The organism is Vagococcus fluvialis bH819, from assembly GCF_900163795.1.
Lineage (GTDB): Bacteria > Bacillota > Bacilli > Lactobacillales > Vagococcaceae > Vagococcus > Vagococcus fluvialis_A.
Window position 1 is genome coordinate 347,882 of sequence record NZ_FWFD01000008.1, and the last position, 17,654, is coordinate 365,535.

18 protein-coding genes and 1 riboswitch are annotated in these 17,654 nt (G+C 33.4%); of the genes, 6 read left to right on the plus strand and 12 right to left on the minus strand.

Annotated features, from left to right (window positions below; all coding sequences use genetic code 11):
• Nucleotides 1-75: 75 nt before the first annotated feature.
• Entirely contained in the window at nucleotides 76-1,176 is a 1,101-nt protein-coding gene (locus FM121_RS14715; RefSeq protein WP_143597062.1) for a 3D domain-containing protein, read from the minus strand.
• 145 nt (nucleotides 1,177-1,321) lie between these two features.
• Here FM121_RS14715 and FM121_RS05780 point away from each other — a divergent pair, with 145 nt between their 5' ends.
• The 3 genes from FM121_RS05780 (at nucleotide 1,322) to FM121_RS05790 (ending at nucleotide 5,473) form a co-directional block, all read left to right on the plus strand.
• On the plus strand, nucleotides 1,322-1,804 hold the full coding sequence (locus FM121_RS05780) for a nucleoside 2-deoxyribosyltransferase (RefSeq protein WP_086951211.1): 483 nt from the start codon (nucleotides 1,322-1,324) through the stop codon (nucleotides 1,802-1,804).
• Nucleotides 1,805-1,980: 176 nt separating this feature from the next.
• Nucleotides 1,981-3,720 carry an ABC transporter ATP-binding protein gene (locus FM121_RS05785; RefSeq protein WP_086951212.1) on the plus strand — a complete coding sequence of 580 codons (1,740 nt, stop codon included), beginning with the start codon at nucleotides 1,981-1,983 and terminating at the stop codon, nucleotides 3,718-3,720.
• The gene (locus FM121_RS05790) at nucleotides 3,713-5,473 is read left to right on the plus strand and encodes an ABC transporter ATP-binding protein (RefSeq protein ID WP_086951213.1); all 1,761 of its coding nucleotides are present in this window, start codon (nucleotides 3,713-3,715) and stop codon (nucleotides 5,471-5,473) included. The genes FM121_RS05785 and FM121_RS05790 overlap by 8 nt, the downstream gene beginning before the upstream one ends.
• A gap of 42 nt (nucleotides 5,474-5,515) precedes the next feature.
• Here FM121_RS05790 and FM121_RS05795 read toward each other — a convergent pair whose 3' ends face one another.
• The 3 genes from FM121_RS05795 to FM121_RS05805 all read right to left on the minus strand — a co-directional run bounded on the left by FM121_RS05795 (nucleotide 5,516) and on the right by FM121_RS05805 (nucleotide 7,259).
• Nucleotides 5,516-5,992, minus strand: coding sequence for a hypothetical protein (locus FM121_RS05795; RefSeq protein WP_086951214.1), 477 nt, complete (start codon nucleotides 5,990-5,992; stop codon nucleotides 5,516-5,518).
• A gap of 74 nt (nucleotides 5,993-6,066) precedes the next feature.
• Nucleotides 6,067-6,756, minus strand: a complete 690-nt coding sequence (locus tag FM121_RS05800; protein ID WP_086951215.1) for a YjjG family noncanonical pyrimidine nucleotidase — start codon at nucleotides 6,754-6,756, stop codon at nucleotides 6,067-6,069.
• A gap of 20 nt (nucleotides 6,757-6,776) precedes the next feature.
• Nucleotides 6,777-7,259 (minus strand): MerR family transcriptional regulator, encoded by a 483-nt coding sequence (locus FM121_RS05805; protein WP_086951216.1) that lies wholly within the window; start codon nucleotides 7,257-7,259, stop codon nucleotides 6,777-6,779.
• 87 nt (nucleotides 7,260-7,346) lie between these two features.
• On the opposite strand from FM121_RS05805, the gene FM121_RS05810 reads away from it, so the two are divergent.
• Nucleotides 7,347-8,081, plus strand: coding sequence for an SDR family oxidoreductase (locus tag FM121_RS05810; protein WP_086951217.1), 735 nt, complete (start codon nucleotides 7,347-7,349; stop codon nucleotides 8,079-8,081).
• Between the two features lie 71 nt (nucleotides 8,082-8,152).
• Here FM121_RS05810 and FM121_RS05815 read toward each other — a convergent pair whose 3' ends face one another.
• Both FM121_RS05815 and FM121_RS05820 read right to left on the minus strand, forming a co-directional pair.
• A complete protein-coding gene (locus FM121_RS05815; RefSeq protein ID WP_086951218.1) occupies nucleotides 8,153-8,677 on the minus strand; it encodes a folate family ECF transporter S component in 525 nt (174 codons plus the stop codon).
• A 40-nt stretch (nucleotides 8,678-8,717) separates the two neighbouring features.
• Nucleotides 8,718-8,822, minus strand: a riboswitch (THF riboswitch).
• A 59-nt stretch (nucleotides 8,823-8,881) separates the two neighbouring features.
• Complete coding sequence (locus tag FM121_RS05820; RefSeq protein WP_086951219.1) at nucleotides 8,882-9,259, minus strand: methylglyoxal synthase; 378 nt, start codon at nucleotides 9,257-9,259, stop codon at nucleotides 8,882-8,884.
• Nucleotides 9,260-9,386: 127 nt separating this feature from the next.
• Here FM121_RS05820 and FM121_RS05825 point away from each other — a divergent pair, with 127 nt between their 5' ends.
• Nucleotides 9,387-10,493 (plus strand): ABC transporter ATP-binding protein, encoded by a 1,107-nt coding sequence (locus FM121_RS05825; RefSeq protein ID WP_086951220.1) that lies wholly within the window; start codon nucleotides 9,387-9,389, stop codon nucleotides 10,491-10,493.
• A gap of 117 nt (nucleotides 10,494-10,610) precedes the next feature.
• Here FM121_RS05825 and FM121_RS05830 read toward each other — a convergent pair whose 3' ends face one another.
• From FM121_RS05830 to FM121_RS05855, 6 genes are all read right to left on the minus strand, one after another.
• A complete protein-coding gene (locus FM121_RS05830; protein WP_086951221.1) occupies nucleotides 10,611-11,186 on the minus strand; it encodes a hypothetical protein in 576 nt (191 codons plus the stop codon).
• Between the two features lie 76 nt (nucleotides 11,187-11,262).
• Entirely contained in the window at nucleotides 11,263-12,150 is an 888-nt protein-coding gene (rsmA, locus tag FM121_RS05835; RefSeq protein ID WP_086951222.1) for a 16S rRNA (adenine(1518)-N(6)/adenine(1519)-N(6))-dimethyltransferase RsmA, read from the minus strand.
• On the minus strand, nucleotides 12,143-12,721 hold the full coding sequence (gene rnmV / locus FM121_RS05840; RefSeq protein WP_086951223.1) for a ribonuclease M5: 579 nt from the start codon (nucleotides 12,719-12,721) through the stop codon (nucleotides 12,143-12,145). Before rnmV ends, rsmA begins: the two co-directional genes overlap by 8 nt.
• A complete protein-coding gene (locus FM121_RS05845) occupies nucleotides 12,721-13,491 on the minus strand; it encodes a TatD family hydrolase (RefSeq protein ID WP_086951224.1) in 771 nt (256 codons plus the stop codon). Before FM121_RS05845 ends, rnmV begins: the two co-directional genes overlap by 1 nt.
• Before the next feature lie 80 nt (nucleotides 13,492-13,571).
• The gene (gene metG, locus FM121_RS05850) at nucleotides 13,572-15,578 is read right to left on the minus strand and encodes a methionine--tRNA ligase (RefSeq protein WP_086951225.1); all 2,007 of its coding nucleotides are present in this window, start codon (nucleotides 15,576-15,578) and stop codon (nucleotides 13,572-13,574) included.
• Nucleotides 15,579-15,883: 305 nt separating this feature from the next.
• Nucleotides 15,884-16,153: a GNAT family N-acetyltransferase gene (locus FM121_RS05855; RefSeq protein ID WP_086951226.1), complete on the minus strand. Its 270-nt coding sequence runs from the start codon at nucleotides 16,151-16,153 to the stop codon at nucleotides 15,884-15,886.
• Between the two features lie 126 nt (nucleotides 16,154-16,279).
• Here FM121_RS05855 and FM121_RS05860 point away from each other — a divergent pair, with 126 nt between their 5' ends.
• Nucleotides 16,280-17,626, plus strand: coding sequence for an Nramp family divalent metal transporter (locus FM121_RS05860; protein ID WP_086951227.1), 1,347 nt, complete (start codon nucleotides 16,280-16,282; stop codon nucleotides 17,624-17,626).
• Nucleotides 17,627-17,654 lie beyond the last annotated feature (28 nt).

A 17,654-nucleotide genomic window follows, 5' to 3' on the forward strand; every position in this document is an offset into this window, starting at 1 on the left:
ATCTCCAACTACTATGTAAAGCAGACTAGTGGAATAAAAAAAACTTGAGAATGAATTCTCAAGTTTTAAATTTTATTATTTAACTGTAACACTTACTGTACGACGACCAAACTGTCTACATTCTTCGATTGTGTTGTAATGTAAATCAATACGGTTACCTTTAATATCCCCACCAGTGTCTCCTGCTACAGCAATACCATAACCTGATACTTCAACTACTGATCCTAATGGAATTGTATTGGGATCTACAGCGATAACACGTGAATTCTTGCGTAAGTCAATACCTGTTGCTGTAAAGTAACTCAATCCAGGTTGTGTATATGAATATCCTGTTGCTTCCATTTGCATAGATTGACCACCAGTACTCGGTTGAGCAGGTTGTTCTGGTGCTGTTGGTGGTGTTACGTCTACTGATTCTTCTGTTGATTCTGAAGTTGTCGTTTCTTTAACTTCGCTAGAAGATACACTTGTTTTTTCTTTTGCTACGTGTACTTGTGATTTTGCTTCCACTTCTTTACGATTAGCTACTTCAACTGCCGCTTTTTTAGCTTGCGCTTCCTTAACGACGCGTTCATTAGATAATTTTTCTAACGCTGCTTGATTATTGCTTAATTCATTTTTTAAAGAAGAGACATCTTTCTCTAATGTACTAGCTTCTTGTTCCATTGAGCTTTGTTTTTCAGTCAATGTTGTTTTGTTTTCTTCTAAGCTTGTTTTCAATTCATCTAGTTTTTCTTTATCTTCTGCAAGTGAATCGACTTTAGATTTCTCTGCACCTTGTAAAACAGTCATTGCATAGGCACGATTAAAGAAATCTGATATATTTCCGGATGACAACAAAGCGTCTACTAAATTAAACGAAGAACCATTTGATTGGATATTTTGCATGCGTCCAGCCATAACCTCAGTTCTTTTAGTAATACTTGCTTCAGTTTTTTCTATATTTTTTTCTGTTTCTTTAATTGTAACTTCTGCTTCTGAAACTTCTGTTTTTAAAGTTTCAACTTCTTGATATTTTACGTTAACTGACTCCAATGCTTTATCTATCTTACTGCTAATCACAGTGCTTTCTTTTTTTACTGCTTCTTCATTCGATGCAGCTAAAGACATCACTGGTGATACCGACAAAGCAACAACAGATAAAAGCATTACGGATAACCCTTTTACTTTCAACAACGACAACACCTTTCATTTATACCGTCCAATTTAATTCTGTCCTAATTATACAAGAAGATAACTCTCCCTTTGTAACAATCTCTTTACAAATTATTACAGTTTAAGCTAAGCTATACATATCACGTAATAGTTAGGAGTTTTTTTTATGACAAAACAAATTTACTTTGCAAGCCCACTATTTTCAGACATGGAGCGTCAATATAACGACCATCTCGTTAATAAGATTCGCAAGAAATATCCTGATGAATCTTTTTATGTTCCACAAGAGCAAGGTGATATTAACAATAAAGAAAGTTATGCAAATGCGATGATGATTGCAAAATATGATACCGAAGCCTTATTGAATAGTAAATTAGTCGTTGCTATTTTAGATGGCGCAAGCATTGACGTTGGTGTTGCTTCTGAGATTGGCGTTGCTTATCAAGCAGGTATTCCTATTCTGGCTTTATTCACTGATTCTAGACAACAGGGAGCTTCTAATCAACAAAAAATAGAGGCTCTAAACGACGTGGCTGAATCTCAATTTCCTTACGTTAATCTCTATACAGCTGGTTTAATCAAATTAAACGGAAAAATTATTAATAACGAGCAAGAGTGGATTGAAACAATAAAAACATACTTAAATTAAAGCTATTTATCTTATTCAGTCATATAGAACACACAAAAATTCACGGACAATCAAAAAATTGATTGTTCGTGAATTTTTCTTTTAACAATCAATTTAATCTGAGTCCTTTCCTTTAAAATTAAAACTCTTTGACGTACAATGTGACTAGTTAAATAAATATTAGAAAGGATGCTTCTATGTTATCACTCATGCGTTATGCAAATAAATATAAAAAACAACTTATTTTAGGCCCTTTTTTTAAATTACTTGAAGCCGTTCTTGAACTGTTCCTTCCTCTTTATATGGCAAAATTAATTGATCAAGGAATTAGACAACAAAATTCAGAATATGCAATAAAAATGGGCGTTTATATGCTTATCATGTCAATTATTGGCCTAATTTGCGTCATGATTTGTCAGTATTATTCTTCAATTGCTTCACAAGGATTTGGAACTGAACTTCGCAACGCCGTTATGAAAAAAATCAACCAATTTTCTCATCAAGAAATCGATCATTTCGGTTCATCCACATTAATCACTAGAGCTACTAGTGATATCAACCAACTTCAATTAGCTCTTGCCATGTTAATTCGTTTGGTTATCAGAGCACCTTTTCTTAGTATCGGTTCAATTATTATGGCCTTTTATATTGATGTACAAATGGGCGTTATCTTTTTATTAACTATTCCTATTTTTTCAATTATTTTATTTTTTATTATGAAAAAAACAGTCCCATTGTATAAAAAAGTACAACAAAAAATTGATCGTTTAAACGCTACAATTAGTGGTAATTTAAGCGGTGTCCGAGTGATTCGTGCTTTTTCTAAAAAAGAAAAAGAGATTAAACATTTTGGAGAAGTTAGTGATGATTTAGCAATTGCTTATAAAAATGTTACCAATCTTTCGGCTCTCCTTTCGCCTAGTACCATTTTCATTATGAATTTAGCTATTATTGCCATTCTTTATTTTGGTGGAATCAATGTTAATTTAGGTCATCTACAAGCTGGACAAGTCCTAGCACTAATCAATTACATGACTCAGATGTTACTTGCTCTTGTAGTTGTTTCAAATTTAGTCGTCATCTTTACTCGTGCCTTTGCTTCTGCTGAACGAGTGAATGAAATTTTAGAAATATCGCCTCAAATTGAAACATCTAATGAAGATATAATTACAACTTCTTGGAATAAAAAAAAGCTTTTAGTTTTTGATGATGTTTCATTTAAGTATACGGAAAATAGTGGTTATGTTTTAAAAAATCTAACTTTTTCACTAGATAAAAATCAAACACTAGGCATCATCGGCCCAACCGGAAGTGGAAAAAGTACCCTGATTCAATTAATTCCTTATTTTTATCCACCAACTAAAGGTTGTATTTCTGTTAATGAAAAAGAGGTTACCACTTATAAAACTGGAGACTTGAGAGAGCATATCGCCATCGTTCCACAAAAAAGTGCTCTATTTAGTGGAACGATTCGCAGTAATTTACTTATTGGGAAACCAGACGCAACAGACGCAGAGTGTTTTGAAGCGTTGAAATGGGCCCAATGTCTTGATTTTGTAGAATCTCTTCCTGAAAAATTAGATGCTCAAGTCTTCGCTCAAGGTCAAAATTTTTCTGGGGGTCAGAAACAACGCCTCAGTATTGCACGTGCCCTTATACGAAAACCAGATCTTTTAATTATGGATGATTGCTTGAGTGCCCTTGATTATCAGACTGATTTTCTTATCAGGCAAGCTTTAAAAAAACATTTTAACGAATCCACCATCATTATCATTTCTCAACGTGTTTCTTCTGTTAAAGAAGCTGATGCCCTACTTGTACTAGATGAGGGTAAACAGGTGGGATTTGGTACACATGATTCCTTATCAAAACAATCAGTTATCTATCAACAAATTGTTCAATCGCAATCAGAAAAGGAGGAGATTAAACATGCGTAGAAAAAGTTTTTCTGCAAAAAGTCCTCAACGTTTTTTGACATATTTAACTGCTTTTAAAAAAGAAATATTTCTCGCTACTTTTTTTGGTTTGATAAATGGTGTTTCAGTTGTTGCCATGACCTATTTTATTGGCCAATCAATTGATACCATGATTGGACTGCAACAAGTTAATTTTAATAAACTATTTCACATTATTTCGTTGCTACTTGGCATTACTGTTGTCACTACTTTTTCTCAGTGGATTATTCAAATTTTAGGTAATAGAGTGGCTTACTTTTCAGTTGCTAAACTTCGGAAAGATGCCTTCTATCATCTTAACCAACTACCTTTAAAATACTATGATCAAACTGCTCACGGAGATATCATGAGTCGTTTTACTAATGATCTAGATTACGTTTCTGAAGCGTGCGCTTTAATTTTTAATAATGTCTTTTCTGGAATGACGATTGTTATTATTTCCTTGATAAGTATGTTTAGCCTGAGTACAACTCTCACTATCATCGTACTTATTTCAACCGCTTTAATCTTTTTAGTTAACTGGGTAGTAGCTACAAAAAGTCAAAAAAAATTCACTCTACAGCAGAAAACAGTAGGTGATATTTCGGGATTTTTATCAGAAACTATTTATCAGCAAAAAGTAATTAAAGCTTTTCAGTTTGAAGAAACATCTCAAAATAATTTTGAAATACTGAATACTAGATTACAAGAAGTGGGACAAAAAGCTCAATTTATCTCTTCTTTAACAAATCCTTTATCACGATTTATTGACCATTTAGGCTATCTTTTGATTGGTGTAATTGGAGGATTACTTGTCATTAATTCACCAGAGACGATGACTATTGGGATTATTACAAGTTTCATCATCTATTCTAGCCAGTTTTCAAAACCATTTATTGAATTATCCGGAATTACTACTCAAATTCAAACGGCAATTGCAGGATTAGATCGTGTCTTTCATTTAATGGATCAAAAAGAAGAACTTCCTGATAGTCTACTTACTTCAAATTTTGATGTTATTTCTGGAAAAATTATTTTTAAAAATGTTGATTTCTCCTATCAAGATAATCAAACATTGATTGAAGATTTTAATTTAGTCGTTCAACCAGGTGAAACAGTAGCAATTGTTGGGAAAACTGGCGCTGGTAAATCTACATTAGTTAATCTTTTAATGCGTTTTTATGATGTTACTAAAGGTCAAATTTCAATTGATGACATCCCTATTCAAGATATTCCTCGTGACAAACTGAGACAATCATTTGGGATGGTCCTTCAAGAGACATGGCTTTTTGATGGCACAATTTGGGATAACTTAACTTTTGGTAATCCTAATGCAACTAAAGAGCAAGTTATCTTAGCTTGTAAAGAAGCTTCTATTTATCATTTTATTGATACCTTACCTAACAAATTTAATACATTGCTAGGCCAAAGTGATTTGATTATTTCTGATGGTCAAAAACAACTTTTAACAATTGCTCGCACAATGATTAGTCAACCCAAGATGTTGATTTTAGATGAAGCTACTAGTTCTGTTGATACTTTAACTGAGCAACAAATTCAAACGGCTTTCTTAAAAATGATGAGGAACAAAACAAGTTTTATTATCGCCCATCGTTTATCTACTATCAGAGAGGCTGACAAAATCATGGTGATGGATCAAGGTCATGTTGTAGAGATTGGAACCCATGACAAACTCCTAGAGATTAAAAATGGTTTTTATTATACTTTATATCATGCTCAATTTAAACATTCATAAAAAAAACCGAGATTAAACTATTAAAGTTTGATCTCGGTTTTTTTATGAATGTTCATTAGTGTTGTATTTCACAAAATCAAGTGTTGCTAGTAAAGCAACTAGCGCAACTTCATTCTCATGTTCAAAGACCGTTAATTCATAAGATTCACCTATTGAAATCCACCGTTCACGGACTTTTGCGACTTTTCGATAGCCTAACATGATATCAAATGACATCTTATTTAAGTCACCTTCTATAAACATTTTGTCACTTTTAACAATATAATCTTTTGAATTTTTTTCTTTTTCAATTATAAAAATAACTTTTCTGTCGACTTCAATAACAAATCTTTCTACGGTTTCTAATCTTATTTCATTAACCGTCGCTTCTGAAGTTTTACTTACATGTGTAATTGTTATTCTAGGAGTTTTTTTCACAGAGGACATAGATAGATTGTACTCGTCTTTTCCTTTTTGATTGACAATGGTAACCAATTCATGGATACTTGTTTCACCTTGCTTCATAATTAGTCGTTTCATTAAATCACTCCTTTTTGTTCAATTTCTACACATCCATTATAACATGTTAGATACTTAACAATACAGAGCTCTTGTTACTTTTTTAATAATATTTTTATTTGTCTTAAGCTATTGCACTCATATATTGGACTATCTTCTCCGTATGTGTCCGAAAAGTTGTTTAACCACACCGAATCAATCCCAACTCTGTTAGCTCCTCTAATATCAGAGCTTAGACTATCACCAATCATTAATACTTTAGAAAGGTCTGTTATTCCCTCTTGATTAAAAATAGTATCAAAAAATCGTACATCTGGTTTCTCAAATCCTACCTCTTCTGATATATATAACTCTGTGAAAAAAGAACTCATTTTAGCATTTTTTAAACGTTGTCTTTGAGTCCTTCCTACTCCGTTTGTTCCAGCATAAATAATATAACCTGAATTTTTTAATTCTGTTAACAACTCAACGGCATCTTTCATAATGTCATTTCGACTCTCTAATAATTTTCGATAATCATTATCTGCTGTTTTTCCATCTACTACAATGCCTTTCCTTCCAAAAAACTTAGTAAATCTTGTTTCTAGAACTATTTCTTTTTTTATGCGACCTTCTTCTAATTTTGTCCAAAGTTCGTGATTAATTTCTTTATACTCCGCTAACGTTTCTTCATTAAAAATAACACCATATTTAGTAAATAGCGCCTTTAGAGCATAGTATTCAGACATGCTAAAATTTAATAACGTATTATCTAAGTCAAATATTAAATATTCATACTTTTTCATACAGATCCTCCTATATATTATTATTTATAATGACGAGGTGTGTCACTTATTTTCCTTCTATCATCACTTTGTTTCTGATTATACTGTTTTAAGACTTCTGGGTCCAAAGATTTTGTTCCTTTTTTAAAATGGATCGTTTCTGTTTTTGCTTCACAAGCTGTTTCGTAGTACCATTTTTTCCATTTCAAAAATGATAACATTGCTTCTAACGACTCTATTTTTGCTTCTAAAGCTTGTTCTTTTTCTGTAAAGAAGTCTTTTCTTTCTATTAAAGTTGAATCTCCCATCATAGTCCATTCTACAAATTGACCAATTTCTTTAACAGGAACATCCGAGAGTTTCAAACACTGAATAACTTCTAAATATTTCAAATCTGTTTCACTAAACGAACGGTGACCAGATTCATTTCTTTTAACAAATGGTAGTAAGCCAATTTTATCATAATATCTTAATGTATCTGTTGAAATATGGGTTATTTTTGATACCTCACCTATTGTATACATTTTTTCACTCTTTTCTCTTGACTTGGAGTTAACTCCAAGGTTTATTCTCTTATTAGATTCAATTAAATATAAGGATGTGTTAGAAAAATGTCAACTAAACCACTTATCGTTATCACAGGTGCAAGCTCAGGATTTGGCGCTAAAACTGCTCAATTATTTAACTCTAAAGGATTTCCACTATTATTATTAGCTCGTCGTACAGAAAAAATTAAAGAACTTCCTTTGAATTTTGATAATGTTCTAATTGAAAATGTCGATGTGACAAATAAAGAAGAGCTTCAAAAAGCCATTACTAAAGCTGAAGCTATTCATGGTCCAACCGATTTATTAGTAAATAATGCGGGAATTATGCTTTTAGGTAATATTCTTGATCAAGATGAAGAAGAATGGCAAAAAATGTTACAAACCAACGTTATTGGTGTTCTGAACGGAATGAAAGCTGTCCTAGGTCATATGATCGAAAGAAATCATGGAACAATTATTAACGTTTCCTCTATCGCTGGATTCAAGGCTTTTCTTGACCATGCTGCTTATGCTGCTAGTAAATTTGGTGTCCACGGTTTAACTGAAACTATTAGGCAAGAAGTAGCAGACAGTCATGTTCGTGTCTCTTTAATCTCTCCTGGAGCTGCTGAGACTGAACTTTTAACTCATGTGACTAACGAACAATCTTTTAATGATTATGTTTCTTGGAAAGAGAGTATGGGAGGATTAACTTTAGATCCTCAAAAAGTAGCTGAATCAATTTTCTTTATTTATGAAATGCCTCAAGAAGTAACCATCCGAGAAATTTCAATCGCTGCTACAAAACAACAAGCATAAAAAAACGAGGCTGATCTAATGTCAGTCTCGTTTTTTTGAATTTAAATACTTTTAAATACTCTTTTTAATTACTATGAACCAAATTTAATAATTTGTTTTTGAAATACTCTTATATTAACCATAGAATAGGTAATAAATACTTGAATAACACACATAATACTTGAACTAATGATACGTGCTGGTAAGAATGCAAATACTGCATTTCCTTGCATCATGTATAGCCACAAAGTATTGAGAGGAAGACTTAAAGCAAATGTTACGATAATATTTACTAAAATAATACGTGTTAATGTTAAGTCTTTTTTGTGATAAAAACTACTATAAATAATACCTGCTAAAAGTGCTGTTAATGTAAATCCAGGGAAATAGGCTCCTCCCGCTGGAAATAGCATAGCACCTATAAAATCACATAATGCATTTGCCGATCCTGCAATAATTGGACCAAATAAAATAGCCATAATCACAACTGGAATAAAGAAAAAGCTGATTTTAACAAATCCCGTTGTAATTGATAAAAATTGTGACAAAATAATTCGTAAAGCCATTAAGACCCCCATTAAAGCGATTGTCTTAGTTGTAAAAACTTGTTTTTCCATTCTAGCATCTCCTTTTTAGATAGAGTTGCTACATCCAATATGCAGCGAATGCGAAAATAATGTCGCAAGTGCTCCTCTAGCACTTTTCGTCCAGTGAGCTACATCCCATCACACCGGCACTTGACGCTTTATTTTCTACTCTGTTTTCTTTTACACTAAAAACTATATCATATTATTTAATAATTACAATAAAGGGGATAACAGTCAATTTTCCGACAAATTTTGAAGTTCTTTAAGCAATAAAATGGCCGTACTTTTGTTAGTCGCCAGCGGAATTTCATAGACGTCACTCAGACGAATTAAAGCGTTAACATCTGGTTCATGAGGTTGTGGTGTTAACGGATCCCTTAAAAACATAATCATATCCATTTCACCTTCCGAAACTTTTGCTCCTATTTGTTGATCTCCGCCCAGTGGACCTGACTTAAAACAATGAATTTTTAGCTTGGTTTGTTCCATGATTTTTGTTCCTGTCGTCCCTGTGGCAAATAATTCATGTTTCTCAAAAACTTTTTCATATTTTTTTGCTATCTCAATCAGATCTTTCTTCTTTTTGTCATGTGCTATTAATGCTATTTTCATAAAAAACACTCCTTATTTATTTTTTAGTCATTTTGACATAAATGATTGGTCACTTTTAACATTGTAAGCGTATTACATTTTCTATTATACTCTATGTAACAAATGAAGTGAAAGAAGGAAATTTGACATGGTAGAAATCGCATTAAAACATATACATAAAAAATATGATGGTAACCCAAATTATTCAGTAACAGACTTTAACTTAGAAATTCAAGATCAAGAATTTATCGTTTTTGTTGGTCCTTCAGGCTGTGGTAAATCAACAACATTACGTATGGTTGCTGGACTTGAAGATATTTCAGAAGGCGAATTATGGATTGGAGACCGCATGGTAAATGACGTAGCTCCTAAAGACCGTGATATCGCTATGGTATTCCAAAACTACGCATTATATCCACATATGACTGTTTTTGATAACATGGCATTTGGTTTAAAACTTCGTAAATATGACAAAGCTGAAATCCAAAAACGTGTGGATAATGCTGCTGATATTTTAGGTTTAACTGAATACTTACAACGTAAACCAGCCGCTTTATCAGGTGGACAAAGACAACGTGTGGCTTTAGGTCGTGCTATTGTTCGTGATGCTAAAGTGTTCTTAATGGATGAGCCTTTATCAAACTTAGATGCTAAATTACGTGTGGCTATGCGTGCTGAAATTGCTAAATTACACCGTCGTTTAGAAACAACAACTATCTATGTTACCCATGACCAAACAGAAGCGATGACAATGGCTGATCGTATCGTTATTATGAAAGACGGCTTCATCCAACAAATCGGTACACCAAAAGAAGTGTATGACACACCAAACAACGTTTTCGTTGCTGGATTTATCGGTTCACCTGCAATGAATTTATTCAACGTTACTCTAGGCGAAGATGGCTATATTACAGATGGTGATGATTTACGTCTTGAAGTTCCAGAAGGTAAATTTAAAGTTCTTAAAGAAAAAGGTTACGCTGGTAAAAAAGTGGTCTTTGGTATTCGCCCAGAGGATATCCATAGTGAACCAATCGTGAAAGATGCATCACCACATAGTGTTGTGAATTCTGAAGTCGTTGTTTCTGAATTATTAGGTGCTGAAACAATGCTTTACACTCGTACAGGTCAAACAGAATTTATCTCTAAAGTAGACGCTCGTTCAGCCTATATTCCAGGTGAACAAATTGAACTTGCTTTCAACTTAAATAAGAGTCATTTCTTTGATGCTGAAACAGAAGAAGTTATTCGTTAATTAAATTTATTCCCTCTTTTCACTTTTTATTAACCAACTAAGTGAAAATTAAAAGGAGTTGACTTAAATGTCAACTCCTCTTTTATTTATCTAACTAATCCTTTATTCGTACACGTATTATTTAACCTTAATTTGTTTTGCCGCCAAATACACCGGTAATTTAAATTTTGTGCCAATTTTTTCTGCAATTGAAAAAGCAATTGTAAAATCAACTATGCTATGAATAAAGCCACCTACCCCTACAAACACAATTACACTCATAAAGAAGCCAGACGTATAAGTTTCTGTAGATAACTTACCATTCATAAAGAATACTGTGACAACCAAAGTCTCACAAATGGCATGGATTAAACCAATTATTACATTAAAAGCCACCATTTTTTTAGGTGAACTAATTATATTAGGTTTTTTTGATAAATACCAACCACCAATAAACGCAAAAATAACATGTGACAATGCTCTAATTGCAATAATAAAAGGGGTTGTTAAAAAAAAGCCAAATGCCGTTCCTAAAGCAACTAACACTGCCACTGTAGGAGACACGAACATGGCTAAAAATACTGGTACATGACTTGCCAGTGTATATGAAGCTGGCCCTAACACAATTTTTATAGGCATAACCATGGGTATCATAATTCCTAATGCGATTAAAAGCGCCGCATACGTTAATGATTGAACTGAATTTTTTTTCATTTTTATCCATCTCCAACATCTTTTTTAACTATGATAACGAGTGAACAGAGTTTTGTCAACGAACATTACTTAATAACTAGGCTTCTTTATTCGCTATTAGACGATTGGATAAATCTCCAAATTCTTGAATACTTAATGTTTCTCCACGACGCTTTGGATCTATCTCACATTCTGCTAATGATTTTTCTAACCACGCCTTAGTAACTTCATCTTTGCCAAAATAGCTAGTTAAATTATTCCATAATGTTTTTCTACGTTGCATAAAAGCTGATTTAGTTAATTTAAAGAAGAATTTTTCATCTGTCACTTCAACAATCGGTGTTGTCCGCTTCGTTAATTTAATGATAGCTGAGTCAATATTAGGTTGGGGAATAAACGCTGTCTTAGGAACGATAAACGCTAATTCTGCTTCCATGTAATATTGAACAGCGATTGATAATGAACCGTACGCTTTCGTACTTGGTACAGCAGCAATTCTATCAGCTACTTCTTTTTGCATCATCACAACCATTGTCTCAATATCTAAATTAGACATTAATAAATGCATCATAATGGGAGTCGTAATGTAATAAGGCAAATTAGCCACCACTTTAATTCCACCATCTGTCGAAAACGTTTCTCTAGCAACAGTCTCTATGTCCGCTTTCAAGACATCTTCATTAATAACCGTCACATTATCATAAATTTCCATCGTATCATCTAAAACTTCAATTAAGCGTTGATCAATTTCAAAAGCTAAAACTTCACCTTTAGATCGTGCTAAATGTTCTGTTAAAGCGCCAATTCCTGGACCTACTTCAATAATCCGATCTTGATCAGTTAATTCAGCAGCAGCAGCTATATTTCTCAAAATATTAGGTTCTGTTAAGAAGTTTTGACCTAAACTTTTCTTAAATGAAAAACCATATTTTTTCAGAATTTCTTTCGTTCGACTTGGTGTTGCAATATCTTTATATTCACTCATTCTTTTCACCCTCTAAAATTTCTTTCATTGCTTTTGTAAATATTTCTTTTTCAATATGAAACATTTTCAAGCGTTTCTTTAGTTGTTTGCCATTTGTATAACCAATATTTAATTTTTCGCCTAACGACTCTCTTCTTCCTTTTGCATGAGGTCCAGCGATTAAACCAAATCGAATTAAATCCTCATTTTCGATTTCTGAATCAAAAGAATCTGTCGTTGGTGTTGAAACATTTCTTAACGCTTCTATGATGGTCTCATCACTAGCGTGTTCTACTCCTAGACTATTTCCTTTTTTTTGTGGTTCCCCTTTTTTCCTCGAAATAAAGGCATGTTTAGCTGTTGGAACCACTTCAGTTATTTGCTTACGTATTTTTTCGCCTGAAAAATCAGGATCTGTAAAAACAATGACCCCTCTAACTTTTTCAGCGTGTTCAATTTTGAGCAACGTTTCTTCACTTAAAGCCGAGCCATTCGTTTCTATCGTATCTGCCTCTACGACTTGTTGCACTCGCTTTGTATCAGATTTCCCTTCCACAACAATAATTTCTTCTATTCTTATTTTTTTTGTCATTATTCACCAATCCTAAATAAACGATGGGCATTTTCTCTGGTCACGTTTGCTACCTCTTCAAAAGGAAGATTTCTTAATTCAGCAACTTTTTCAGCTACATAACGTGTATATCCTGGTTCGTTTCTCTTACCACGATATGGCATAGGCGCTAAATAAGGAGCATCTGTTTCTACTAATAACTTATCCAGTGGAACAACCGTCGCAGCCTCATGAACTTCAAAAGCCTTTTTAAACGTCACCACGCCACTAAAAGAAATATGCATGCCTAAATCCAAAAAGCGCTTTGCCCATTCGCCATCCCCACTAAAACTGTGCATAATGCCACCGATATTATGGATTTTTTCTTCTTTTAATATTTTGTAGGTATCCTCAATGGCCTCTCTGGTGTGGATACTAATCGGTAAATTCATTTCTTTGGCTATCGCAATTTGTCTTCTGAAAATTTTATCTTGAACCTCTTTAGGGTCCTCCATCCAGTGATAATCTAAGCCGATTTCGCCAAGAGCTACGACTTTCGGTGTTTCTAATTGGCTTTGTAAAGTCGTCTCAATTTCCTTTGTATAACTGCCAGCCTCTGTAGGATGCCAACCAATAATACTATAAATATCTTTATGTGTTTCGCTTAATGCCAATGATTTTGTAATAGTTGGTGTATCAAAACCAACAACTGCCATCTCAGTCACGTCTAACTCACGCGCACGCTCAATCACTTCCGGAATTTCTTTTTCAAAGGCCTCTACATTTAGATGAGTATGTGTATCAAATATCATTTATCTCACTCCAATCCTTCTTATTTTAACACAAAATAAAACGACTGAAAGAACTAACGCTTTCTTTCAATCGTTTTTTACTAAGCAATAATCGCGCCATTTTCAGCACATTTAGGTGCTTCTACTACGTATAACTTACCATCTTCATTCTCAGCAGATAAAATCATCCCTTGACTAATTTCACCACGCATTTTACGAGGTTTCAGATTAGCTACAATGACTACTTTTTTACCCACAAGCTCTGTTGGTTCTGGATAAAACTCTGCAATTCCTGAAAGAATTTGACGATGTCCTTTATCACCTGCATCTAAACGGAACTGAAGTAACTTATCAGCCCCCTTAACTTTACGGCAATCAATGACCTCTGCTACTTTTAATTCGACTTTATCAAAGTCTTCGTATTTAATTTCTTTTTCTTTAGATGAAACTAATTCTGTTTCTTCTGGATTAAATACTTCCTCTTCTGTGGCATTCGTTGTTTGAGCCATTTGTTCTTTAATATAAGCTACTTCAACTTCCATATCTAACCTAGGGAAAATTGGCGTTCCTTTACTAATTACTTTCGTATCTTTAGGGAAATCACCAAAACGAATATCCAACATAGATAATGTTTCTTCACCTAAACCTAATTGACGTAAAATTTCTTTTGGTGCTTCTGTTAAAACTGGCTGTAGTAATATAGCTGAGATACGTAAACTTTCCGCTAAATGAACCATAACACTTTCTAATTCAGCTTTTCTTTCTGGATCTCTTGCTAATACCCAAGGCTCAGTTTCATCAATATATTTATTGGCACGAGAAATTAATTTCCAAATTTCACCCAATGCTACATTAAACTCCATTTTTTCCATAGCTTTATTATATTTTCCAATAATATCAGCTGCCGTTGTTGATAATTCACTATCAAACTCCGTGACTTGTGAAGCGTACGCTGGTATATGACCTTCACAGTATTTATTAATCATCGCAATCGTACGGTTTAGTAAATTACCTAAATCATTGGCTAGATCATAGTTCACTCGAGCCACAAAATCTTCTGGTGTAAAGACACCATCTGAACCAAACGGAATCGCGCGCATCAAATAATAACGTAGAGCATCTAAGCCGTAACGTTTAACTAGCATTTCTGGGTAGACAACGTTTCCTTTAGATTTAGACATCTTGCCATCATTCATGACTAACCAGCCATGAGCAAAAATTTGTTTTGGTAATGGTAAATCTAAAGCCATCAACATAATTGGCCAATAAATTGTATGGAAACGTACGATTTCTTTTCCAACCATGTGAACATCAGCTGGCCAATATTTTTTAAAGTTACTATCATCTTCCGTGCCATAACCAAGAGCTGAAATATAGTTAGATAACGCATCAATCCAAACATAAACCACATGTTTCGGATCAGCATCTACTGGAATTCCCCAAGAGAATGATGTTCTACTAACAGCTAAGTCTCCTAAACCTGGTTTAATAAAATTGTTGACCATCTCATTTTTACGAGATACTGGTTCTATAAAATCAGGGTGTGCGTCATAATACTCTAATAAACGATCAGCGTATTTACTCATACGGAAGAAGTAACTTTGCTCTTTAACAAGCTCTACTTCGTGTCCACTTGGTGCTTTTCCACCAATAACTTTACCCTCTGTATCACGGTAAACTTCAGCTAATTGATTTTCAGTGAAGTACTCTTCATCAGAGACAGAATACCATCCTTCATACTCACCTAAATAAATATCCCCTTGATCTAGTAATTGTTGGAAGATTTTTTTAACTGTTTTCATGTGACTTTCATCTGTGGTACGAATAAATTTTGTATAATCAATATCTAATAAATTCCATAATTTTTTAACGTCTGTTGCCATATCGTCAACGTATTCTTTTGGTTCAATCCCTAATTGTTCTGCTTTTTGTTCAATTTTTTGACCATGCTCATCTAATCCCGTTAGATAAAACACATCAAATCCTTTCAAACGTTTGTAGCGAGCCATTGCATCACAAGCTATTGTTGTGTACGAACTACCAATGTGTAGTTTGCCACTTGGATAATAAATGGGGGTTGTAATATAAAATGTTTTTTTCTCCTCCATTTGTAAACCTCCTCGATTAATCTGGGCAAATATCACCCATTTTTACATATAGTCCTTAGTATTATAACACAATTTAAGACAATTTTTAAAAAAATCAAAAAAGAAGCGAGCAACTCACTTCTTTTAAGGATTATAGCAATCAACGCTACTTATAATTACATTTTTTTGTCTAAAAAATAGTTTCCTATTTTTATTTTCAAAAAAATCACTATTGTTTTATTTATATGAATCTATTATAATCATAAACTATGGTGTTCATTCATCATATTTTAGGCTAAGGAGCTGTCTTCGGATAGCTTCTTTTGTTATTTTTTTAGTAAATATTGATAAGTTTCATGAGTTTCAAAATATTTTGCTACATAAGAACAAGTTGGAATTATTGTGATATTTTCTATTTGTGCTTTTTTTATAACTTCTAAAACTAATTTTTCTGCCAACCCTTTTCCTCTTTGACTTGAATCTACAAAAGTATGATTGACATCTATCGAACCATCTCCCAATATTTCCCAGGTAATTTCTGCTATCATTTTTCCTTCTTCGGTTAAATAAAAGCGATTTTTTTCTTCTTGAAACATGATTACCACTCCTTTAACTTTCTTTTTATTTTACTATATACAATTCCATCAAACAAAACAATTCCCTTGCTTTTTTATGTATTTAAAAATATAATTTAGGTACACCTAAAAAGGAAGTGTCTTTATATGAACAAACATCAAAACCTACTAACTGATAAACTTAATGGTCTAAGTTTACCTGAAATAAATAATACTGTTTCCGTTCCAAAAAATGCAAGTTTTTTAAGAAAGCTATTAGCATACTCTGGCCCAGGCGCTTTAGTTGCTGTAGGTTACATGGACCCTGGAAACTGGGTAACATCTATTGCTGGTGGTGCCCAGTTTGGCTATCTATTACTATCAGTTATTTTAATCTCTAACTTGATTGCTATGATGCTCCAGTATATGTCCGCCAAACTAGGGATTGTTACTGGGATGGACTTAGCACAAGCAACCCGTGTTCACACTAATAAAAAAATGGGGATTTTTCTTTGGATTATGAATGAATTAGCCATCATGGCCACAGATATCGCAGAAGTTATTGGGAGTGCTGTAGCATTGAATCTTTTATTTGGTTTTCCACTTTTATTAGGGGTTTTTATTACCGTCTTAGATGTTTTTTTACTGCTTATGCTAGCCAAACTTGGTTTTAGAAAAATAGAAGCCATTGTGATGACTTTAATTGCGACTATTTTTGTTATTTTTATGTATGAAGTTATTCTAGGTCAGCCTAACATGAGTGATCTATTCTTAGGATTCATCCCTAGAAAAGAAGTCCTTACCAACAATGGTGCACTACTTCTTGCTTTAGGGATTGTTGGCGCGACAGTTATGCCTCATAATCTTTATCTACATTCTTCTATTGTTCAGTCCAGACAATATGATCGAAAAGATAAATCTGCCTTAAAAGAAGCACTTCGTTTTGCCAAATGGGATTCTAATATCCAGTTATTTTTTGCCTTTATTGTGAACTGTCTCCTTTTAACTTTAGGAGCGACACTCTTTTTTGGCCATGGGGATTCACTAACAACACTTGGTTCTTTATTTCACGCTTTATCTGATTCAAAAGTTGTCGGAGCCATTGCCTCACCTGTACTCAGCGTTCTTTTTGCCGTAGCTCTCTTAGCTTCTGGACAAAATTCGACCATTACTGGGACTTTATCTGGACAAATTATTATGGAAGGTTTTATCAAATTAAGAATACCCACTTGGGCTAGAAGATTAATCACTCGTTTGTTAGCTGTTATTCCCGTTGTCATTGCGATTATTATCTTTGGTGATTCTGAGGAAGTTGTGGAAAAACTGCTAATTTATTCTCAAGTTTTCCTAAGTGCTGCTTTACCAATTTCAATTATTCCTTTAACCATTTTTACCAGTCAAAAAAAATTAATGGGCGATTTTACTAATCATTTGTGGGTGACTGTCTCCGCTTGGGTTATCACTGTAACCTTAACAATCCTTAATATATACCTTATTATTTCTATTTTTGTTTAAAATATACCGATTTATGTTGGTACTTTGT